General features: G+C 61.0%; 23 protein-coding genes. 11 read left to right on the top strand and 12 right to left on the bottom strand.

Features of this window, described 5'->3' with window-relative positions:
- Positions 1-72 precede the first annotated feature (72 nt).
- On the top strand, positions 73-1,161 hold the full coding sequence (ugpC, locus tag G9X67_RS10915; protein WP_171598673.1) for a sn-glycerol-3-phosphate ABC transporter ATP-binding protein UgpC: 1,089 nt from the start codon (positions 73-75) through the stop codon (positions 1,159-1,161).
- A gap of 275 nt (positions 1,162-1,436) precedes the next feature.
- On the opposite strand, the gene G9X67_RS10910 is transcribed toward ugpC, so the two are convergent.
- Complete coding sequence (locus tag G9X67_RS10910) at positions 1,437-3,641, bottom strand: OmpA family protein (protein WP_138329201.1); 2,205 nt, start codon at positions 3,639-3,641, stop codon at positions 1,437-1,439.
- 331 nt (positions 3,642-3,972) lie between these two features.
- Here G9X67_RS10910 and G9X67_RS10905 point away from each other — a divergent pair, with 331 nt between their 5' ends.
- The 4 genes from G9X67_RS10905 to G9X67_RS10890 all read left to right on the top strand — a co-directional run bounded on the left by G9X67_RS10905 (position 3,973) and on the right by G9X67_RS10890 (position 6,922).
- A complete protein-coding gene (locus tag G9X67_RS10905; RefSeq protein WP_003560025.1) occupies positions 3,973-4,746 on the top strand; it encodes a transporter substrate-binding domain-containing protein in 774 nt (257 codons plus the stop codon).
- Positions 4,747-4,859: 113 nt separating this feature from the next.
- Positions 4,860-5,666: an ABC transporter permease gene (locus tag G9X67_RS10900; protein ID WP_138329200.1), complete on the top strand. Its 807-nt coding sequence runs from the start codon at positions 4,860-4,862 to the stop codon at positions 5,664-5,666.
- A complete protein-coding gene (locus G9X67_RS10895) occupies positions 5,663-6,493 on the top strand; it encodes an ABC transporter permease (RefSeq protein ID WP_138329199.1) in 831 nt (276 codons plus the stop codon). Before G9X67_RS10900 ends, G9X67_RS10895 begins: the two co-directional genes overlap by 4 nt.
- A 162-nt stretch (positions 6,494-6,655) precedes the next feature.
- The gene (locus G9X67_RS10890) at positions 6,656-6,922 is read left to right on the top strand and encodes an usg protein (RefSeq protein ID WP_062942183.1); all 267 of its coding nucleotides are present in this window, start codon (positions 6,656-6,658) and stop codon (positions 6,920-6,922) included.
- Between the two features lie 65 nt (positions 6,923-6,987).
- Here the strand turns inward: G9X67_RS10890 and G9X67_RS10885 are convergent, their stop codons facing one another.
- On the bottom strand, positions 6,988-7,713 hold the full coding sequence (locus G9X67_RS10885) for a DUF2270 domain-containing protein (RefSeq protein WP_138329198.1): 726 nt from the start codon (positions 7,711-7,713) through the stop codon (positions 6,988-6,990).
- Between the two features lie 114 nt (positions 7,714-7,827).
- Here G9X67_RS10885 and G9X67_RS10880 point away from each other — a divergent pair, with 114 nt between their 5' ends.
- From G9X67_RS10880 to G9X67_RS10865, 4 genes are all read left to right on the top strand, one after another.
- Entirely contained in the window at positions 7,828-8,646 is an 819-nt protein-coding gene (locus G9X67_RS10880; RefSeq protein WP_171598672.1) for a methyltransferase domain-containing protein, read from the top strand.
- Positions 8,647-8,774: 128 nt separating this feature from the next.
- Positions 8,775-9,461, top strand: coding sequence for a glutathione S-transferase family protein (locus G9X67_RS10875; protein WP_138329196.1), 687 nt, complete (start codon positions 8,775-8,777; stop codon positions 9,459-9,461).
- Complete coding sequence (locus G9X67_RS10870) at positions 9,458-9,799, top strand: metalloregulator ArsR/SmtB family transcription factor (RefSeq protein ID WP_138329195.1); 342 nt, start codon at positions 9,458-9,460, stop codon at positions 9,797-9,799. Before G9X67_RS10875 ends, G9X67_RS10870 begins: the two co-directional genes overlap by 4 nt.
- A complete protein-coding gene (locus tag G9X67_RS10865) occupies positions 9,796-10,272 on the top strand; it encodes an SRPBCC family protein (RefSeq protein WP_138329194.1) in 477 nt (158 codons plus the stop codon). Before G9X67_RS10870 ends, G9X67_RS10865 begins: the two co-directional genes overlap by 4 nt.
- Before the next feature lie 77 nt (positions 10,273-10,349).
- Here G9X67_RS10865 and G9X67_RS10860 read toward each other — a convergent pair whose 3' ends face one another.
- From G9X67_RS10860 to G9X67_RS10815, 10 genes are all read right to left on the bottom strand, one after another.
- Positions 10,350-10,817, bottom strand: coding sequence for a DUF1801 domain-containing protein (locus tag G9X67_RS10860; protein ID WP_138329193.1), 468 nt, complete (start codon positions 10,815-10,817; stop codon positions 10,350-10,352).
- Positions 10,818-10,918: 101 nt separating this feature from the next.
- The gene (locus G9X67_RS10855) at positions 10,919-11,389 is read right to left on the bottom strand and encodes a DUF1801 domain-containing protein (protein WP_138329192.1); all 471 of its coding nucleotides are present in this window, start codon (positions 11,387-11,389) and stop codon (positions 10,919-10,921) included.
- Between the two features lie 11 nt (positions 11,390-11,400).
- On the bottom strand, positions 11,401-11,622 hold the full coding sequence (locus G9X67_RS10850) for a hypothetical protein (RefSeq protein WP_138329191.1): 222 nt from the start codon (positions 11,620-11,622) through the stop codon (positions 11,401-11,403).
- 57 nt (positions 11,623-11,679) lie between these two features.
- Complete coding sequence (locus tag G9X67_RS10845) at positions 11,680-12,090, bottom strand: SRPBCC domain-containing protein (RefSeq protein ID WP_003540362.1); 411 nt, start codon at positions 12,088-12,090, stop codon at positions 11,680-11,682.
- Positions 12,087-12,410: a metalloregulator ArsR/SmtB family transcription factor gene (locus G9X67_RS10840; RefSeq protein ID WP_003540367.1), complete on the bottom strand. Its 324-nt coding sequence runs from the start codon at positions 12,408-12,410 to the stop codon at positions 12,087-12,089. Before G9X67_RS10840 ends, G9X67_RS10845 begins: the two co-directional genes overlap by 4 nt.
- Positions 12,411-12,659: 249 nt before the next feature.
- Positions 12,660-13,487, bottom strand: a complete 828-nt coding sequence (locus tag G9X67_RS10835; protein WP_171598671.1) for an ATP-binding cassette domain-containing protein — start codon at positions 13,485-13,487, stop codon at positions 12,660-12,662.
- Between the two features lie 10 nt (positions 13,488-13,497).
- Positions 13,498-14,334 (bottom strand): aliphatic sulfonate ABC transporter permease SsuC, encoded by an 837-nt coding sequence (ssuC, locus tag G9X67_RS10830; RefSeq protein ID WP_138391000.1) that lies wholly within the window; start codon positions 14,332-14,334, stop codon positions 13,498-13,500.
- A gap of 78 nt (positions 14,335-14,412) precedes the next feature.
- The gene (ssuD, locus tag G9X67_RS10825) at positions 14,413-15,603 is read right to left on the bottom strand and encodes an FMNH2-dependent alkanesulfonate monooxygenase (RefSeq protein ID WP_171598670.1); all 1,191 of its coding nucleotides are present in this window, start codon (positions 15,601-15,603) and stop codon (positions 14,413-14,415) included.
- Positions 15,604-15,988: 385 nt separating this feature from the next.
- Positions 15,989-16,954, bottom strand: coding sequence for an aliphatic sulfonate ABC transporter substrate-binding protein (locus G9X67_RS10820; RefSeq protein WP_171598669.1), 966 nt, complete (start codon positions 16,952-16,954; stop codon positions 15,989-15,991).
- Positions 16,955-17,152: 198 nt separating this feature from the next.
- The gene (locus tag G9X67_RS10815) at positions 17,153-17,521 is read right to left on the bottom strand and encodes a hypothetical protein (protein ID WP_138330025.1); all 369 of its coding nucleotides are present in this window, start codon (positions 17,519-17,521) and stop codon (positions 17,153-17,155) included.
- 266 nt (positions 17,522-17,787) lie between these two features.
- On the opposite strand from G9X67_RS10815, the gene G9X67_RS10810 reads away from it, so the two are divergent.
- Both G9X67_RS10810 and G9X67_RS10805 read left to right on the top strand, forming a co-directional pair.
- On the top strand, positions 17,788-18,657 hold the full coding sequence (locus tag G9X67_RS10810; RefSeq protein ID WP_138390996.1) for an NAD(P)-dependent oxidoreductase: 870 nt from the start codon (positions 17,788-17,790) through the stop codon (positions 18,655-18,657).
- Positions 18,654-19,337, top strand: coding sequence for a DNA alkylation repair protein (locus G9X67_RS10805; protein WP_138329184.1), 684 nt, complete (start codon positions 18,654-18,656; stop codon positions 19,335-19,337). The genes G9X67_RS10810 and G9X67_RS10805 overlap by 4 nt, the downstream gene beginning before the upstream one ends.
- Positions 19,338-19,367 lie beyond the last annotated feature (30 nt).

Here is a 19,367-nt window from a genome sequence, read left to right as displayed (position 1 = left end):
CGAAAATCGATTCCGATTTTCGGGCCGATGCGCTGGGGCCAGGCGATGGAATTCTCATGAAAAGGTTACAGCATGTCCCAGGTGCGTTTGGATCAGGTCACCAAATCCTTTGGTAGCGTTGAGGTCATTCCTCCGCTCGATTTGGCAATTGCCGACAAGGAATTCGTGGTTCTTGTCGGGCCTTCCGGCTGCGGGAAGACAACCACCCTGCGGATGATCGCGGGGCTGGAACAGACGACGTCAGGGGAAATCCGTATCGGCGAGCGGGACGTTACTGCGCTGCGCCCGGGTCTGCGCAATTGCTCGATGGTGTTTCAGAATTACGCGCTCTATCCGCATATGACAGTCGCCGAAAACATCGGCTACGGCATGAAGGTGCGCGGAACTCCGAAGCAGGACATCGATGCCGCCGTTGCAAATGCGGCGCGCATTCTCAATCTCGGTGCCTATTTGAAACGCAAGCCGAACGCGCTCTCAGGTGGCCAACGCCAACGTGTGGCGATTGGCCGAGCGATCGTTCGCCAGCCGGATGTGTTCCTGTTCGACGAACCACTGTCCAACCTCGACGCTAAATTGCGCATTGAAATGCGGACAGAAATCAAGCTCTTACACCGCAGGCTCAAAACCACGATCGTCTACGTTACACACGATCAGGTAGAGGCGATGACGATGGCAGATCGGGTCGTGGTTATGAATCAAGGGCGGATCGAGCAGGCCGCTGACCCGATCACCCTTTATGAATCCCCGAAGAACCTCTTTGTCGCTGCCTTCATCGGTTCGCCAAGCATGAATTTCATCGAGGGGCGACTTGTGCAAAACTCCGGTGAAATTGCCTTCCAAGCCGAAGGTGGGGTCGACATTCCGGTTCCTACACAAAGAGCCGAGAGCCTTTCGGCGGCAGTGGAACAGTCAGTGGTTCTCGGAATCCGACCGGAACATACTATGGTTGGGGATCCCAACGTTCCAACTGTGAGCCTTCATGTCGCCGATATCGAGCCTCTCGGTCCATACACACTGGCGATTGGCAAGGTCGGGTCAGCGGCCTTTACTGCCCAGATCCACGCGTCATCGCGCGTTGGCCCGGATGACAGGATTAGCGTTCCAATTGATACCCAAAAAATGCACTTTTTCCTTAAAAGTACCGGAGATACGGTCGGCTAAGAAAGCACAGTGAGCTTATCCGGCAATCCACCAAAAGGGCATGCGGCCATCGCGATTTGCGCCGTATGAATTCAAAGATACGTGGCGTCGGCAGCCCCGCATAGGCGCTAAAGGCGTCGCAATGCCTCCGATGATCGACGACAATCCGCTCTCCTGCCGGCACCGCCCCGGTGGGGAGAAGAAGCCGCACGTCTCAACCATCCATCAAGCCGCTTGGAAAGCAGAAGAAAGAACGGAATGCCCCTCCCCAAGAATGGAGAGGGGCATCCACATCATCACTTGTTGGCAGCGACCGGGCGGACCAGTGCCGTGACGCGGCGGATGGTGACGCGGCGGTTTTCCTGCTCAGGGGCCGACGTGTTGACCTTCAGGTAGTTCTCACCATAGCCCTGCGTCGCGAGGTTCTCCGGCGCGATGCCGTAGACGTCGGAGAGCACGTTGGCGACCGATTCCGCCCGCTGGTCGGAGAGGATCAGGTTGCTCTGGTCTGAGCCGACAGCATCGGTATGACCCTCGATCAGGAAGGTTTCGCTCGGATCTTTCTCGAGCACCTGGCTGATCGCGTCGGCGACCTTGCGCAACGTGCGCGCCTGGGTCATTGGGATATCGGCGCTGCCGGTCGCGAAGGTGATCGTGTCGAGATCGATGCGACGCACCTTGTCGCGGATACGGGCCGAATACTTCACCTCATCCAGCGAATAGACGCGCTCGACCGGCTCGACGGGCGGCTCGCTCAGGAACTCGTAATAGTCCCGGTTCGGGTCGCTGCGGGTGTCGATGATGTAGTCGCTGAGCGGCACACGCAGCCGCATCGGCGGCAGGTCGGCGCCCGGATCCTCGAAATAGTCGCGGTCCGGATCGTCATAGAGATCCTGCGAATAATAGAGCACGTTCTCGCGTCCGCGGGCATCGACGCGCGAGCGCTGGATGATGTCGCCGTAGCGGTTGCGGATCGTCACGATGCGATAGCCTTCCGGCCGCGTGATCGTCTCGCGGTAGCGGTCGCCGGAGAGCTCTTCGTAGCTCGGCCGTTCGCCGTCGCGCAGGAAGCGCCTGTCATCGTCGCCGCGCACGATCGTCCTGTTGTCGTATTGGATGATCACACGGCTGTCGTCGCCGCGGTCGTCGAAGCGCGCGCCGTCGGGACGGACGAATCGTGGCCGCTCATCGAGCTTCCTGCCCTTCTCGCGCGTCACCGCCTCGAGTTTGACTGGCGCCGGCGCCTTGCCGCCGGTGGCGGCCTGTGCATCGGCATCGGAGGTCGGCACCTTCACCTCCTGGCTGTCGGCGCGCTGCCTGTCGCGGTCGCGGCGGCCTTCCCGGCCCTTGCTGCGGTCGGCATCCTTGTCGCTGTCGAGCACGGCCGCGCCGTTCTCCACCGGCAGCACGACGGTCTCGCTGCTCTTGGCCGGATCTGCGGCGATCTTTTTGCGGCGCTCCAGTTCCTCGGGCGAAGCCTTTTCCGGCGCCGGAATAGCCTGCTCAACCTGCTGGCCGCCGCTGGCATCCGGCAGCGGCTGGGCAGTGTCAGTTGCGGGCACGGCCGGCTGTGCGCCGGCGGGCTGCTCACCGGCGGGCTTTGCCGCCGTGCCGTCCTTGGGCTTTTCGACGGGTGCGGCTTCCGGTGCCGCCGCCTTGTCCTCCGTCGCCTTGCCTTCGGTTGCCTTGCCTTCGGTTGCTTTGTCTGTGGGTGCTTTGTCTGCTGGTGCTGCAGTCTCACCCTTTGTCGGCTTTTTCTCGGCCGGCGCCTCGGCGGCGGGTTTTGCCTCAGGCGTGGCTTCGGGCTTGGCCGTTTCTGCAGTCGGTGTCACGGCTTCGGGAGCGGCAGGCTGAGCTTCTTTCTCGGCCTTACCCTTGCCTTTATCCCTGCCCTGGGCCTTGTCCTGTCCTTTATCCCGTTTGCCACCTTCCGGCTTGGCTTCGGGCTGTGCTTGCTCCGCTTCCGGCTGAGCTTCCTTTGCTGCCGGCTGCTGTTCGGGTTCGGCCTGCTGCGCCTCCGTCTTCTTCGGCTTTTTCGGCTTTTCCTGGGTTACCGGCTGCTCGGCCTCGGGCTTTGCCTCGGGCTGCGCTTCCGATTTGGCTTTCCGCGCGGGCTTGCTTTCCGGCTGCTGAGCAGGCTCTTCTTTCGGCGCTGCTTCGGCCTTGGGCGCCTCAGGCTCTGCCTTGGGTTCAGGTGCCGGAGCTTCCTTGCGCTCAGCCTTCGGCTTTTCCGCGGGAGCTTCCTGCTGCGCCGGCTTCTCGGCGGCGGGCGCCTGTTCGGCCGGGGCTTCCTCCTTCTGCTTGCGCTTCTTCTTCAGCAACTCCTCTTCGGAAGGCGCATCCTGCGCCACCTGGAAGCTGCCCTGCTCGGCCTGCCGCACGGGCGAAGCCTGCGTCGCGACGTCGCGCACGGCCGCCATCGCCGCTGCCGGCTGCAAAGCCAGCGAAAAAGAAAGCAACGGAAAAGCCGCGCTTGCGAACAATCTTGATTTCATGCCCATCGGGTTTCCTCGATCCTGTTTGAGCTTCTTGAGGCCGCCAGGCCCTGGTTCCGCCCCTAGCCTCGCATTGAGGCGAAACGGCGGAATGGCAATTGCCGAGCCGCCGATTTGTTCCGGTTCTAAGAAGTTGGGGATTAACCTCGCGTGAATGTTGCAGTCTGCCGGCGTTCATCTCGCCTGCTATTTGCACCGCACAATTGCGATGGGATTTGTGTTGCAATTCCATGAAAAAAAGTCTGATTATCGCCGCAAGGCGGTCTCAGCACCGTTGAACTGCGGCCGTCAGCCCAACAGAAATAAGGAGCGACGGCCACCAACAGAGAGGATCCTCATGCTTAATTCTACCCGTATTTTCGCGGCAGCCTCGATCGCGGCGATGTCCCTTTTTGCCGGATCGGCCATGGCCGATGGCGAGAAATATGTGATCGGCACCGATTCGACCTATCCGCCCTTCGAATTCGTCGATGCCAGCGGCACCATCCAAGGCTTCGACATCGACATCACCAAGGCGCTCTGCGCCGAGATGAAGGCTGAATGCACCTTCGTCAGCACCGACTGGGATGGCATCATCCCGGCGCTCAACGCCAAGAAGTTCGACATGATCGTCTCCTCCATGTCGATCACGCCGGAGCGTCTGAAGCTCGTCGACTTCTCAAACAAGTACTACAACACCCCGCCGGCCATTGCCGTGCCGAAGGATTCGACGATATCGGACGTCGCCGGCCTCAAGGGCAAGGTGATCGGCGCGCAGACCTCCACGACACACGCCAACTATGCCGAGAAGCATCTCGCCGACACCGAGCTCAAGCTCTATCCGACCGCTGACGAATACAAGCTCGACGTTGCCAGCGGCCGTGTTGACGCCGTCATCGACGACGTCGTCGTTCTCTCCGAATGGGTAAAGTCCGACGCCGGCGCTTGCTGCAAGATCCTGACGACCCTGCCGGTCGACAAGGAAATCAATGGCAACGGCGCAGGCATTGCTATCCGCCAGGGCGATCCGCTCAGGGAAAAGCTGAACACGGCGATCGCCGCGATCCGCGCCAGCGGTGAATACAAGAAGATCCAGGACAAGTACTTCGACTTCGACGTTTACGGCCAATAAGAAATTCGTTATCTGGCCGACGAAGGTAATGGCGGAAGGCTTGCTCTTCCGCCATTTTTGTTTGACAAGGATTGCAAGATTAAAACGGCAAAAGCCGTGAGGGGAATTCTCGCATGGGCGGATTATTTTCCGCGCTGAGCTCCTTCTGGAGCTGGATTGTGCACATATTCGATCCGCTGTGCGGACCCGTTGGCATCTTCACGTGGTTAGGTCAGTCGACGATCCTTGCCTGTGGCGATACCGGCTGGGGCGACGAGATTGCGCTTGGCCTGCAGGTCACCATTTCGGTGGCGATCGTCACCCTACCGATCGGCCTCGCCATCGGCTTCCTGGTGGCGCTCGGCCAGCAGTCGGAGGAAAAGCCGCTGCGGCTGGCGGCTGGTATCTACACCACGATCTTCCGCGGCCTGCCGGAGCTTTTGACGCTCTTCATCATCTATTACGGCATGCAGATGCTGATCCAGTCTCTGCTGACCTTCGTCGGTTATGACGGACCGCCGATCGAGATCAACGCCTTCCTCGCCGGCGTCATCGCGCTTTCGGTCGTCTTCTCCGCCTACTGTTCGGAAGTGCTGCTCTCGGCCTTCCACGCCATTCCCAAAGGACAATATGAGGCGGGAGACGCGCTTGGGCTGCATCGCGGCCGCACGCTGCGCCTGATCATCCTGCCGCAACTCGTGCGCATCGCGCTGCCGGGCCTGACGAACCTCTGGATGGTGCTGCTGAAGGATACCTCCTATGTCTCGATCATCAGCCTTGCCGATATCCTGCGCCAGACGAGTGTCGCCGTGCGCGTGACCAAGGAACCCTTCTTCTTTTATGGTCTGGCCTGTTGCCTCTATCTGGTGCTCGCCATCCTCTCCTCCTTTCTGCTCGTCTATGTCGAGCGTTGGGCCAAGCGTTCGGAGGTCCGCCGATGAGTTACGCCGAAACGCTGATTCCGCCGCAGCCCGCCCCCCGCAAGGTGATGAAGCCGATGACGCCGGCGCGCATGGCCGGCTATATCCTCGTCGCTCTCTGGGCTCTGCTTGGGGTGCTCCTGGTGATCTCCGTCATCAATGGCTGGGATCCGGAAAAATTCACCCGCTACGGGCCGCGTTATCTCCATGGCCTCTGGATAACGCTGAGCCTCGTCTTCATTTCCGTTATCTGCGGCGCCATCCTGTCCCTGCCGCTTGCCATGGCGCGCATGTCAAGGAACCGGGTGCTGAATGCGCTGGCCTACGGCTACATCTATTTCTTCCGCGGCACGCCGCTGCTTGCCCAGCTGTTCCTGGTCTATTACGGCCTCGGCATATTCCGGCCGCAGCTTGAGGCCGTCGGCATCTGGTGGTTCTTCCGCGATGCCTGGTATTGCGGCCTCTTTGCCATGACCATCAACACCGCGGCCTACCAGGCGGAAATCCTGCGCGGCGCCGTCGAAAGTGTGCCGCATGGCCAGCACGAGGCGGCCGCAGCACTTGGCATCCACAAGTTCATCGCCTTCCGCAAGATCATCATGCCGCAGGCTCTCATCGTCGCACTTCGGCCTTATGGCAACGAGATCATCCTGCTGATCAAGGGCTCGGCGGTCGTCGCCATCATCACCGTGCTCGACCTGATGGGTGAAACCCGCTACGCCTTCTCCCGCACTTTCGACTACCAGACCTATCTCTGGGCGGCGATCTTCTACCTCACCATCGTCGAGGCCTTGCGCCATCTCTGGGCCTGGTTCGAGCGCCGCCTGACCCGGCATCTCAAGCGCTGAGCCTTTGGCAGCACTCTCGGGACGATGCTGCCAAACCATTGATATTAAAAATAAATTGCCCTTTTACGAAGTATCTGTAAAGCTTCCGTTAACCACTCGCATGTTTCCATATCATGCAGCGCTAATAAGCGCGCGAGTGGGAACAAGAAGAAGCGGAATACGATGCATAAGGACATGGAAAAACAACTGAAGGGCTATGGTCTGACGACCGCCCAGATCCTCTACCGCCTGCCGGACCACCCGGTGATCCTACAGACCTATGTCTGGCAGGATTACGACCTCGCCCCTGATTTTCCCGAAATGCGCGGCTTCCTGAAATTCTGGGAAGAGAAGCTCGACGGGCCGCTGCATTCGGTGCGCTACATCCACCGCCAGCTGATCTCAGCAACCGAATGGCGGGCACTGAAGGGCGAGTTCATCCTGCACTGATCGGCTCTGGAGCATGATGCCGAAAAGAGTGAACGGCTTTTTCGCGTAACATCATGCTCACCGCATCAGACATGGGCTTCGCCATGGCCGAATTCGCCTTCGTCGCGATCCGGACGCAGGGCGAAACAGAGCATGCCGAGATAGAAGGCGACGACGGCTGCAATGACCGCAAGGCCGGGAACCGGCCCGAGCACGGCATTGTCGATGACATAGGCCCACGACTGCGCCTGCAGCGCCGGCATCCCCTCCGTCTGCAGTTTCGGCGTCGAGATCTTCAGGCACCAGGCGAGCAGCAGGATGAAATACATCCAGCCATAATTGCGTTTGAGCCGGCGGTGCATCGCCTCTTGATAGCTGAGCAGAAAGCGCGGCTTGCGCAGGCTGCGGGCGACCACCACCGCCCATTCGCTGCCGGCATTGGCGTCGGGCGCCAGAATCTGTGCGAAATAGCAGCGCTCGATCTGGCGAATGCGCGCGCGATAGATATCGAAGAAGCGGTAGCGCCGCGCCTCGATCATCAGAAGCAGCGTCACCAGCATCATCCCGAACAACAGCACCCCGTGATGCGAGGTCGGCGTCGACAGCGACACCGAAAGGAGTGCTGCAACCACGGTGATTGCCCAGTTGGACGTTCGGTCGATGCGGTCGCGCCAGCTCGTCATCCGCCCGAGTTCACCGCGGTAATAATGGCTGAGCGTATTGGTGACCTCGTTTGGTGTCGTAGGTAGCAGCAATGCCCGGCCGGCCTCGCCTTCCGTCGCCGATAATGTCCTTTCTGGCTCCGTCTTCATGGTCTTTCCTCCCTGGGTCTTCTTTTCGGCCATTCTGCGCCTGCAAGCGCGCCATTGCAAAACATCGAAAGCCGTCTTAGACGCATGCCTGAAACAAAAGGACGATGGACTGCGATGGCAAAGAAGATCGACGAAGATGCCCTTGGCGAGGCCTACAACCGCGCGCTGGAGCTGGAAAAGGCCGGAGATGTCGATGCGGCCGTTGCAGCCTATGAGGAAGTCCTGGCACTCGATCCCGACGATCACGGCGGTGCGGCCGTACGCATCGCCGCGATGGGCCGCGGCGAAACGCCGGTCAAGGCGCCCGACGCCTATGTCGAGACCTTGTTCGACCAGCATGCCGAGGTTTTCGAGGACGTGCTCGTCGAGCAACTCGGCTATCACGTGCCGATGCTGGTGCGCCAACGCCTGCAGGCTTTAAAGCTCGGACCGTTCAAGCGGTTGCTCGATCTCGGCTGCGGCACGGGCCTCACCGGCGGCGCGCTGCGCGACCTCTGCGCTGACATGACCGGGATCGACATATCGGAGAAGATGGTCGAGATCGCCCATGAGAAGGATCTCTACGAGACGCTCTTCGTCGCCGAGGTCGAGGATTTCCTCGACGACAACGACGAGGAAGCCTTCGACATCATCGCCGCCACCGACGTGCTGCCCTATCTCGGCGCGCTCGAACCGCTGTTCTTCGGTGCCGCCGAGAACCTGATGCCGGGCGGATTGTTCATCTTCTCCTCGGAAACCCTGCCTCAGGAAATTCTCGCTGGCCGCGCCTATATGGTCGGCCCGCACCAGCGCTTCGCTCATGCCGACGCCTATGTCAGAGAACGCCTGACGGCCACCGGTTTCGAACTCGTCGAGATATCGGATATCAACGTGCGCATGGAAGAAGGCCAGCCGACACCAGGCCATTTGGTGATCTCCCGGTATAATGGCTGACGCCAACACTTGATAGATCAGCTGCCGGAATACTTGCGCGGTTGGCGAAGTATCTATTGCGTAATGTGTTATGACCTGATAGTTAGTCGATCGGTAAAGTTTACCGCAACGATAGGAAAGGTCGCCGCATGTCGCTCGTGCTCCATGGGCATCCGCTCGCATCCTTCTGTCATAAAGTGCTGATCGCGCTTTATGAAAACGGCACTCTCTTCGAGAATCGCATCGTCGATCTTTCAGACGAAAGCTCGCGCGCCGATCTCTTTCGCTTCTGGCCGATCGGCAAGATGCCGCTGTTGCGGGACGAGGCGCGCGACAGCACCATTCCCGAGACATCGATCATCATCGAATATCTCGAGCAGTATTATCCCGGCCCCGTTCGCCTGCTGCCGCTGGAGATCGACCGGGCGCTGCAGGTCCGCCTTTGGGACCGCTTCTTCGACCACTATGTCCAGGCGCCGATGCAGACCATCGTCAGCAATCGTCGGCGCCCCGACGGCACGGCAGACGAGATCGAGGTAGCAGCCGCCAAGGCGACACTCGCCACCGCCTATGCGATGATCGAAAAACAGCTCGCCGACAAGCAATGGATATCAGGCGAGGGCTTCACCATGGCCGATTGCGCCGCCGCCCCTGCCCTCTTCTATGCCGAGACACTGATCCCGTTTTCAGCGGAACAGCCGAGTCTTCGCGCCTATTACGACCGGCTGCTGGCGCGCCCGTCCTTTGCAAGGGTGCTGGAAGGGGCCCGCCCCTACTTCAAATTCTATCCCTACAAAGAGCGGTTGCCGGCTCGCTTCCGGGATGCGACGGAATGATGGACGGCCAGGCGGATCTCGACCGCATGTTCCATGCACTTTCCGATCGCAGCCGCCGCGGCATGATCGATCGTCTCGGCCGCGGCCCGGCCTCCGTCACCGAGCTGGCCGCGCCGCTCGCGGTTGCCCTGCCGACGGTCATGAAACATCTGCAGGTGCTGGAGGAGAGCGGCCTCGTGCTCTCCCAAAAATCCGGCCGGGTGCGAACCTACCGCCTGCAGCAGGATGCGCTTGCCGCCGTCGAGCGCTGGGTGGAGCAGCGGAAGATCCGCTGGACGACTACCTTCGACAGGCTGGATCACTTTCTCGCCAATGAAACGGAGACCCTTCCCGAATGACGACACGATCCGCCGAACACGCCACTCTCGTCATCGAGCGTCACCTGAAGGCGCCGGTCGCCCGCGCCTTCCGCGCCTGGTCGGCGCCGGAAGCCAAGCGCCAATGGTTCGCCTGCCACGGCGAGTGGGTGCCGCTGGACTACGGGCTCGATTTCCGCCCCGGTGGCGCGGAAAGGAACTACGTCGCCGATACCGACGGCCTTCTGCACGCCTATGATGCCCATTACATCGACATCGTGCTCAATACCCGGATCATCTATGCCTATGAGATGAAGCTCGGGGAAAGCCGCATCTCTGCCTCGCTCACAACCGTCGCCTTCGAAGCCGAACCCGGCGGCACCAAAATGGTCTTCACCGAACAGGTGGTCTTCCTCGACGGCTACGCCGATAACGGCGCCCGCCTTCAGGGCACGGAGATCGGCCTCAACAATCTGGAACTCTTCCTCGAACGCGAGGAAAGCCCGATCCACTGATCGCATGTCACGCAAAACCAAATCGCCTCGCATGAATCAAGTTTGACGCGAATGTTTCAGGCGAAATAGGCCAAGCCTCAAGCGCTGCTTGGTTTCTTCCGCGAGCCGGCAGGACGAGCGGCGGCCCGCTTTGAAGTGTTGAGTGCGACAGCACCGCGAATGAGCGCCTTCAACGCCTGCTCGTCAATCTCGTCGCCCTCATGGAAATCGATGGCGCGCCTGGTATTGCCGTCAAGGCTGGAGTTGAAGAGGCCTGAAGGGTCCTCCAGCGAGGCGCCCTTGGCGAAGGTCAGTTTCACCACGCTCTTGTAGGTCTCGCCGGTGCAGATGATCCCGGCGTGCTCCCACACCGGAACGCCTCTCCACTTCCATTCCTCGACCACGTCGGGCTCGGCCTGTCTGATGAAAGTTCGGACGCGGGCGAGCATCTCGCCGCGCCAATCGCTCAACTCCTCGATCCTCGCATCGATCAAACGAGAAGGAGAGTCTCCGTCTTTCTCTTCGCTGGAGCCGCTCTTCTTCGGGGTTGCCGTGGCTTTCTTCATCGATATCTCCCCTTCATCCCTTAAATGCTGATGGCCTAAGCGCGCAGTGCGTCTTTTCGGACGCACAAAGGACGCTCTAACGCTTAAATCTACGCGTCCGCTCACATTCGTTCGCCGGGCAATTGGCTTGCCTGTTCCACCCAGGCGGCGAGCTGGGCCTCGTCGAGTCGGTCTTCCTCATGAATGTGGAAGTAACGCACTTCCTTTTGTTTGGACTCGCCGGGCGGAACGGGACTGAGCGACGTGCCGCGGAAGAAAGCAACCTTGATGTATTTTGCGAAGCAATGGACACCGAGAAACCAGCCCTGCCCTTCCATGCCGTAAAGGGGCGAGTTCCATTTCACGGCCTTGTACACCCCGGGCACCGTGCGGGTGATGAGCGCGTCGAGGCGATGCCCGACGTCGCTTTTCCAGCCGGGCATGGCGGCGATGTAGGCTTGCACGGGAGCGTCGCCGTAACCCTTGGCGATCTGAGGGTTGCCGCCCGAGAGAAGGGTCGGCTCCGCGGTATCAGGCTTGGCGGCTGTCTTCTTCGTGACCTTTGCCGCAGTCTTGAGTGTCTTCCCGGACATTGCCTTCACTCCTACCCTCCCCTGCGTCCCGCGCCGCGCCACTTTGTGGCATATGGCAGCGCGAACAGGTAGAGACCGGTGAGCAGCAGCAAGGTCAGCGGCAGCAGCGCCATGAGGCCCACCCAGACCGACGATTTCTCCTGCACCATCGCGATGATATTAATTATGACGGCCAGCGTAAAGGCAATGGACAGCCAACGGTGGATCTGCCGAAGCCAGTTATTCCAATTCAAGGGAACCTCCTGCGAAAACGAGCGAAGCGGATGGCGTGATCCGTTTTGGCAGCGGTCTCACTCGATGCGCGTCAGCACCTGCTCCAGCTTTGCGAAGAACTGCTGCCAACCGCTTTTGGCGCCCCCGTAAGCCTGCCGCTGATCCGGCCGGAAGCCCGACTGCTCCATGCGCAACTGCGTGCCCGCGCCCTTGGGTGTGAGAGTCCAGGTGACGACACTTTCGAGATCATAGGCAGCCCAGGTGTAAGACAGAGTTTTGTTCGGCTCGACTTCCAGGACCTGGCAGTCGACCGAGCCCCAATCCGCGCTCAGCTTGAAACGGTGATCCACGACCGGCACGAAGTCGTTCTTCATTAGCCAGTCCGCAATCAGATGCGGCTGCGTGAGCGCGCGCCAGATCTTTTCCGGCGGAAAAGGGATCTCTCGTTCGACGATGACGGAACGGGTTTCGTTTGAAATTTCGGTCATTGGTCCATCCTTTTCAATAGATCTTCCAGCTGGTCGAACCGATTTTGCCAAAAGCCCGCCATCTCACTTGTCCAGTCGACCAGCGGCGCCAGCGCACCGAGCTGGGCGCTATAGTGGGTCTGGCGACCTTCGTGACGGTCGCGCACCAATCCGGCCTGCTTCAGGATTCCGAGATGTTTCGAGACGACCGGTTGCGAGACCCCGGCCCGAGCCGTCAGAGCCCCGACCGTCTTCTCTCCTTCGCGGCACAGCCGTTCGAAAAGAGCCCTCCGAGTCGGATCGGCGAGCGTTCTGAAGAGCACGTCCTGGGTGTCCGACATCTACAATCCATACCTCGTTGGCTATGGATTAACGTATAGCCATGGAGGTATGAATGAGTCAAGCTGAACGTAAAACAACTTGAGGAAAATAGTATTGCTGAATTTGGTGCGCGTGGCAGCGCGCGTGGCAGAGATAGGGTGAACTTCACATACCCAAGCGGCTATGCATTTTCGCCATTGGTCATGCATGCTCGCACCGATACGCCTCGCCTATGCCGAGGTCATGCAGCATCGCGACTAGCGCTGGGATCAATGGCCGCCGTCGGTGCCGAGAATCGCGGCAAGCAGCCGGCCTTCCAGCTCGGCGAGGCCAGGATGGCCGTGCCGGCGCGGACGCGGATAGGGAATGGCAAGATCGAGTGCGATCCGCCCCTCGTCGAGCACGATGACCCGGTCGGCGAGATGCACCGCCTCGCTGACATCATGGGTGACGAGCACTGCGGTGAAGCCGAGTTCGCGCCAGACACGGTTGATGAGTTCTTGCATGCTGATCCGCGTCAGCGCATCGAGTGCGCCGAGCGGTTCGTCGAGTGCCAGCACGCCCGGCCGGCTGACCAGCGCCCGCGCCAGCGCCACGCGCTGCCGTTGCCCGCCGGAAAGCCGCGCCGGCCATTCCCCGGTCTTTTCGCCAAGCTGGACTTCGGCAAGCACGGCGTCGGCCGCCTTCAGCGCCGCCCGCCTGTCGATGCCGTCGCCGAGCCCGACGACGACATTGTCTGCGACACTGAGCCAGGGCAGCAGCCGTGGCTCTTGAAAGACGATGCGCGCGTTCGGGCTCGCCTGCGCCCCGTCGGCATCCTCGAAATGCAGCTCGCCGGCACTCGGCTCGTCGAGGCCCATCAGGATGCGCAGCAGTGTGCTCTTGCCGCAACCGCTCTTGCCGATCACCGCGACGAACTGGCCGGCCGGAATATGCAGGTTGATGCCGCGCAGCACGCGGTTGGCCCCAAAACTCTTTTCAAGCCCCGTCAGGCTGATCGCGGCGGGCGCACTACGGCCCACTGCCGGCGCGTTTTCACGCGCATAAGCTGGCTCTTCGGCGACGGCGTGAAAACGCTCATGTGCGATCGATGTCATGGCGTTTCTCCTACTTCTGATAGACCGGGTTCCAGGCGAGCAGCCGCCTCTCCAGAACCCGGGCGATGACATCGGCAAGCTTGCCGAGCACGGCATAAATGACGAGGGCGAGCACGACGACGTCAGTCATCATGAATTCGCGGGCATTGTTGGCCATATGGCCGATGCCCGAGGATGCGGCAATCGATTCCGATACGATCAGCGTCAGCCACATGATGCCGAGCGCATATCTGAGACCGACGAAGATCGACGGCAGCGCACCTGGAAAGATCACCTTGCGGAAAAGCGTCCAGTTGCCCATGCCATAGACCTTGCCCATCTCGATCAGATCGCGATCGACATTGCGCACCCCGTGATAGGTGTTGAGATAAACCGGGAAGAGCACCCCGAGCGAGGTCAGAAACAGCTTCGATTCCTCACCGATCCCGAACCACAGGATGACGAGCGGGATCATCGCCAGATGCGGAATGGTGCGCAGCATCTGCAGCGTCGTATCGGTCAATTGCTCGGAAATGCGTGATACGCCATTGGCAATGCCGAGCAGGAAGCCGATCGAGCCGCCGACGAGAAGGCCGGCAAAGGCGCGGCCGGCGCTCACCAGCACGTCATTCGGCAACTGGCCGGAAACCGTCGTCGACCAGAAGGCGAGGCCGACATCGGCTGGCGACGGCATGATGCGCGACGAGATCCAGCCGACAGAGGAGGCAAGCTGCCAGAACGCCACGATCGCCACCGGCACCAGGTAAGGCGTCAGCTTCTCCAGGCCGGGCAGCGGCAGGCGCAGACCCGCCTTCCCGGCCTTTTCGGAAGCGACCGACCGTACGAACGGAGTATCGAAAGTCGACATGCTTTGTCCTCGCGCTTATCGAAAGCAGGGTGTCGCAAGCCGTAAGCGGCTTGCGACGGTGTCACGCTCTGTTCGAGCTCAGGAGCCGGAGACGACTTTCAGATTGCCGCCATGGCTGCCGCCTGCGAAGACCTGCTTGCGGCCGAACTCGTTGTTGAAGCCCAGACGCTGCTGCTCGCGGGTGATGCCGAGTTCGGGGAAAAGCAGTTCGGCGACGCGATAGGCCTCTTCCAGATGCGGATAGCCGGAGCCGATCACCGTATCGATGCCGATCTCCTGATACTCGCGAAGGCGCGCGGCCACCGTCTTCGGCGAGCCGACCAGCGCCGTGCCCGCACCGGCGCGCACCAGGCCGACGCCGGCCCAGAGGTTCGGCGAGACTTCGAGCTTGTCGCGCCGGCCGCCGTGAAGGGCGGCCATGCGCTTCTGGCCAACCGAATCGGACTCGTGAACGAAGCGCTCCTGCGCCTCGCGGATCGTATCGTCGTCGAGATGGCGGATCAGCCGCTCAGCAGCCTCCCATGCCTCATCATCGGTTTCGCGCACGATGAAGTGCAGGCGAATGCCGAAGCTCACCTCTCGGCCGCGCTCGCCTGCGGCCTTGCGCACCTTGGTAATTTTCTCGGCAACCTGTGCCGGCGGCTCGCCCCAGGTCAGGTACTTGTCGACGCGTCCGACGGAGAAATCGATGCCGGCATCCGACGAGCCGCCGAAATAAAGCGGCGGGCGCGGGTTCTGCACCGAGGGAAAGCCGAGGCGCGCATTGGTCGCCTTGATGTATTTGCCGTCGAAGCTTGCCGTTCCCTTTTCCAGCAGTTCCTCGAACACGGTGAAAAACTCTTCCGCATGGGCGTAGCGCTCGTCATGCTCGAGATGGATCCCATCGCCGGCAAGCTCCGCAGGGCTACCGCCGACGACGATGTTGAGCAGCAGGCGGCCGTTGGAGATCCGGTCGAGCGTCGTCGCAAGACGCGCGTAATAGGCAGGCGATGCCGTGCCGGGACGGATCGCCACCAGGAACTGCAGCTTCTCGGTCTTGGCGGCAAGGGCTGCTGCCGTCACGAAGGATTCTTCGCAAGCAACCCCGGTCGGCAGCAGTACGCCGGAATAGCCGAGCCGGTCGACGGCTTGGGCGATCTGCGTGAGATAGCCGATCTCGGGCGCGCGGTTGAGATCGGAGGAGCCGAGATAGGTGCCGTCCCCCGATGTCGGGATGAACCAGAGGAAATTGATGGGCTCGGATGTGCCTGTATGGGAGATGGTGGTCATTGGAAGACGGTCCTTTAGCTGCGGAATTCGAAAATCAACTCGCGTGGTCGAGATGGCTCTCTGCAAGCGGCGACACGCAGACCGTCTGCCTTGCGCAGAGCCGCCGCCGCACAGATGCTTGGGAGGATCGTAGTGGCGGCGGAGGCGGCAAGAAGGCCGGCTGTCTGTCTATGCGCGAACATCTGAAATATCCCTGTCGATCGGATGGAAGCCGGCAGATGCTTTTCGGTGTCCGCTCGATCGTGAGGATAGTGACATAGACCACCAATTAGATCGACAATATCAATTTGCTATTCTAATCCGTTTTGGGGAATATTTTTGCGGTTCGGCGGCATGGAGGCCCTCTCCATGCCGCCTCGCGGAAATCTTGGCCCGAGCCGGAAAATCAGCTTGCCTTGGGACGCCAGACGATATCGCCGGTCACGAGCTTCTTCGGCAGGATGCCGAGCCCGTGGAACTCGTCGGCGAGGGCTTGCTGATAGGCGGCGGCGGCATCGGTGATGGTCGAAACGCTGCCGAGATCGGCGCCCTTTCGCGTCAAGGTCACGCGCGTTACGTCAACCGGAACGCCGGTGATCTCGGAAAGCTCCTTCACCGTCTCGTCGAGATTGCTCTGGGCCGACGTGCCGACCTTGGCAAGCTCATCGATCACGTCGACGACCACTTGCCCGTTCGCATCGGTGAAATCGCGATTGGCGAGGAAGAAACTGTAGGAGTCGACGATGCCTTCGGCGGTCGTCAGGATACGTGTCTCCGGATCGGCTTCAGCAATCGCCAGATAAGGATCCCAGATCGACCACGCGTCGATGCTGCCGTTCTTGAACGCAGCGGCGGCATCCGGCGGCGAAAGATCGAGCTGCTCGACATCTTCGGGCTTCAGGCCTGCCTTGCGCAGAACCTTGACGGTTACATTGTGCGCGCTGGAGCCGCGCTTGAAAGCGACCTTCTTCCCTTTGAGGTCTTCAAGCGTCTTGATCGACGAATCCTTGCGCACGAGGATGGCCGAGCCTGCCGGGCTGCCCTTGTAGAGACCGACATAATAGAGCTGCCCGCCGGCCGCCTGGGCAAAGAGCGGCGGCACATCGCCAGTCGCGCCGAAATCGAGAGCACCGGCGCCCAGCGCTTCGAGAAGCGGCGGGCCGGAGGTGAATTCTGACCAGCTGACGGTAATGCCGCGATCGGCAAGCCGCTTTTCAAGTGCGCTACGACGCTTGGCGAGCGCCAGCACGCCGTTCTTTTGCCAACCGATACGAAATTCGCTGGCGGCAGCGCGTGCCGGCCTGATAGCCGGCAGGATTGCCGTGGCCGCGGCTGCTGCGAAAAGCCCGAGCGTTTGTCGACGTGAAATCATGACTTTCCCCTTTTTTGATGGTGTCGGGCCTGTTTTCGGCTGGTCGACCCAGTCAGTGATGAATGCCATGATGATGAAATCTATAATTTATATCGACAATTTTATTTGCAAGATTCCGCCTTTGCTGAAATTTTGCGGCCCGAAAATCGCCCTCAAGCGAAATTTTTTTCGCGCGCGGCTTATGCTTCCCTAACCCGGCTACTCCCGACCTTCGGCGGCCAGCCGCTCCCGGATGAAGGTGGGGCCGCCGGCAAGACGCTTCGCAAGCAGGCTTGCGGGATCGACCATGCGCCAATGGGGCGTGACCGTCGAAACCGGCTCGCCCTTCTCCAGCGCGCCGTAGGACAGCTCGGCGATCGCACGCAAATGCCGCTGCACGGTCACCGGGCAACAGGCGTCCGCCCCGTATTGAGCGGCGAGACGGCGGCGGAGAGTGCCGACTTCGGTGAGGACACCTTCCGGTGCCGATCGAATCTGCTCTGCGACCATCTGCTGCGATGGAATGAGCATCGTCTGCATTCCGCTGCGGCCTTTGCGCCGCGGCTTGATCGTCGGAATTTCGCTCATGTCACCCCGGAACATAATGCCTTCCCTCCAATCTAGAGCATGTCTCGCAAAAGTGTGCAGCGGTTTTGCGATAAAGACATGCGGAAAAGCAAAGACCTAAAGCGTGGCAAGCGAATCTGAAAGATCGCGACGCGCTTTAGGGCTCGTCCGAAAGGCCGCCAGCCTCATATGCGTCTATCGGAAGGAAGTCCGCCTTCGCGGGCTTTTCTGCTCCCGCCGTTTCGGTTAATCCTCGGAGCCTGCACTTGAGGAAAAGGATAGGACATATGGCAAAAGTCGCGTTCATCGGTCTCGGCGTCATGGGTTTTCCCATGGCGGGGCATCTGAAGACGAAAGGCGGCCACGATGTCACCGTCTACAACCGCACGGCCGAAAAAGCTGCCGCCTGGGCCGAGAAATTTTCAGGCCACGCCGCCCCCACCCCGGCCGAGGCCGCCACTGGGGCCGATTTCGTCTTCGTCTGCGTCGGCAATGACGAAGATCTCCGCTCGGTGACATCGGGTGAGAACGGCGCCCTGCACGGCATGAAGCCAGGTTCGGTGCTGATCGACAACACCACCGCCAGCGCTGAGGTCGCCCGCGAACTTTATGCCGCGGCAAAGGAAAAAGGTGTCGATTTCATCGACGCTCCCGTCTCCGGCGGCCAGGCCGGCGCCGAAAACGGCGCCCTGACCGTCATGTGCGGCGGCGACGAGGCCGTCTTCGAACGCGCCAGGCCTGTCATCGACGCCTATGCCCGCATGGTTGGCCTGATGGGGCCGGCAGGCTCGGGCCAGCTGACCAAGATGGTCAACCAGATCTGCATCGCCGGCCTCGTCCAGGGACTTGCCGAAGCGCTGCATTTCGGCAAGCGCGCCGGCCTCGATATCGAAAAGGTCGTCGAGGTGATTTCCAAGGGGGCAGCCGGCTCCTGGCAGATGGAAAACCGCCACAAGACCATGAACGCAGGCAAGTATGATTTCGGCTTCGCGGTCGACTGGATGCGCAAGGATCTCGGCATCGTGCTCACCGAAGCCCGTCGCAACGGCGCCAAACTGCCGGTCACCGCGGTCGTCGATCAGTTCTATGGCGACGTGCAGGCGATGGGCGGCAATCGCTGGGACACATCCTCGCTGCTCGCCCGCCTCGAAAAATGATCGGCCCCTCCTCCGATGCGGCCGAATTGATCGCGCATCTCGAAACGCTGCGTTCGGAGGAGAATGTCGCCGGCATGGCGCGCTTCGGCATCGTCACCGGCGGCGCCCTCGGCATCTCCAATCCCGATATCCGCGCGGTCGCCAGACTGACGAAGAAGGATCACCTCAGGGCAATGCAGCTCTGGCGAAGCGATATCCGCGAAGCCCGCCTGCTCGCCCTCTGCACAGCCGAGCCGAAGCGGTTGACGACGGAAGAAGCCCGAAATTGGGCCGATGATTTCAACTCCTGGGAGATCGTCGATTGCGCCGCCGATCTCTTCGTCGAAGCCCGGCTGGATGAACTCATCTCAGACTTCGCCGCCGACGAGCGCGAATTTATCAGGCGCACCGCCTTCGCCATGATATCAGGTGCCGCCGTCCATCGGAAAAGGGAGTCCGACGCGACCATCCTCGCTTGGTTGCCGTTGATTGAGGCCCATGCCGGCGACCCACGAAACTTCGTGCGCAAGGCGGTCAACTGGGCGCTGCGCAGCATCGGCAAGCGCAATCTCGCCTGCCATGCGCCGGCCCTGGCGCTCGCAAGGGCCCTGGCGGAAAGCCCTGACAAAACCGCCCGCTGGATCGGCAAGGATGCCGTCAGGGAACTGGCCGGCGAAAAGCTGTTGGCACGGTTGAGATAAGGCGGGATGCCGGCTCGAATAAAGATGCCT

This window comes from Rhizobium sp. WYCCWR 11152, from assembly GCF_013087615.1.
Taxonomy (GTDB): Bacteria; Pseudomonadota; Alphaproteobacteria; order Rhizobiales; family Rhizobiaceae; genus Rhizobium; species Rhizobium indicum.
This window is presented reverse-complemented; position numbering and strand designations above follow the sequence as displayed.

Bases quoted from the DNA above. Each gene is read 5' to 3' on its own strand.
- ugpC (WP_171598673.1), top strand. From the start codon at position 73: ATGTCCCAGGTGCGTTTGGATCAGGTCACCAAATCCTTTGGTAGCGTT.
- G9X67_RS10910 (WP_138329201.1), bottom strand. From the start codon at position 3,641: ATGGGCATGAAATCAAGATTGTTCGCAAGCGCGGCTTTTCCGTTGCTT.
- G9X67_RS10905 (WP_003560025.1), top strand. From the start codon at position 3,973: ATGCTTAATTCTACCCGTATTTTCGCGGCAGCCTCGATCGCGGCGATG.
- G9X67_RS10900 (WP_138329200.1), top strand. From the start codon at position 4,860: ATGGGCGGATTATTTTCCGCGCTGAGCTCCTTCTGGAGCTGGATTGTG.
- G9X67_RS10895 (WP_138329199.1), top strand. From the start codon at position 5,663: ATGAGTTACGCCGAAACGCTGATTCCGCCGCAGCCCGCCCCCCGCAAG.
- G9X67_RS10890 (WP_062942183.1), top strand. From the start codon at position 6,656: ATGCATAAGGACATGGAAAAACAACTGAAGGGCTATGGTCTGACGACC.
- G9X67_RS10885 (WP_138329198.1), bottom strand. From the start codon at position 7,713: ATGAAGACGGAGCCAGAAAGGACATTATCGGCGACGGAAGGCGAGGCC.
- G9X67_RS10880 (WP_171598672.1), top strand. From the start codon at position 7,828: ATGGCAAAGAAGATCGACGAAGATGCCCTTGGCGAGGCCTACAACCGC.
- G9X67_RS10875 (WP_138329196.1), top strand. From the start codon at position 8,775: ATGTCGCTCGTGCTCCATGGGCATCCGCTCGCATCCTTCTGTCATAAA.
- G9X67_RS10870 (WP_138329195.1), top strand. From the start codon at position 9,458: ATGATGGACGGCCAGGCGGATCTCGACCGCATGTTCCATGCACTTTCC.
- G9X67_RS10865 (WP_138329194.1), top strand. From the start codon at position 9,796: ATGACGACACGATCCGCCGAACACGCCACTCTCGTCATCGAGCGTCAC.
- G9X67_RS10860 (WP_138329193.1), bottom strand. From the start codon at position 10,817: ATGAAGAAAGCCACGGCAACCCCGAAGAAGAGCGGCTCCAGCGAAGAG.
- G9X67_RS10855 (WP_138329192.1), bottom strand. From the start codon at position 11,389: ATGTCCGGGAAGACACTCAAGACTGCGGCAAAGGTCACGAAGAAGACA.
- G9X67_RS10845 (WP_003540362.1), bottom strand. From the start codon at position 12,090: ATGACCGAAATTTCAAACGAAACCCGTTCCGTCATCGTCGAACGAGAG.
- G9X67_RS10840 (WP_003540367.1), bottom strand. From the start codon at position 12,410: ATGTCGGACACCCAGGACGTGCTCTTCAGAACGCTCGCCGATCCGACT.
- G9X67_RS10835 (WP_171598671.1), bottom strand. From the start codon at position 13,487: ATGACATCGATCGCACATGAGCGTTTTCACGCCGTCGCCGAAGAGCCA.
- ssuC (WP_138391000.1), bottom strand. From the start codon at position 14,334: ATGTCGACTTTCGATACTCCGTTCGTACGGTCGGTCGCTTCCGAAAAG.
- ssuD (WP_171598670.1), bottom strand. From the start codon at position 15,603: ATGACCACCATCTCCCATACAGGCACATCCGAGCCCATCAATTTCCTC.
- G9X67_RS10820 (WP_171598669.1), bottom strand. From the start codon at position 16,954: ATGATTTCACGTCGACAAACGCTCGGGCTTTTCGCAGCAGCCGCGGCC.
- G9X67_RS10815 (WP_138330025.1), bottom strand. From the start codon at position 17,521: ATGAGCGAAATTCCGACGATCAAGCCGCGGCGCAAAGGCCGCAGCGGA.
- G9X67_RS10810 (WP_138390996.1), top strand. From the start codon at position 17,788: ATGGCAAAAGTCGCGTTCATCGGTCTCGGCGTCATGGGTTTTCCCATG.
- G9X67_RS10805 (WP_138329184.1), top strand. From the start codon at position 18,654: ATGATCGGCCCCTCCTCCGATGCGGCCGAATTGATCGCGCATCTCGAA.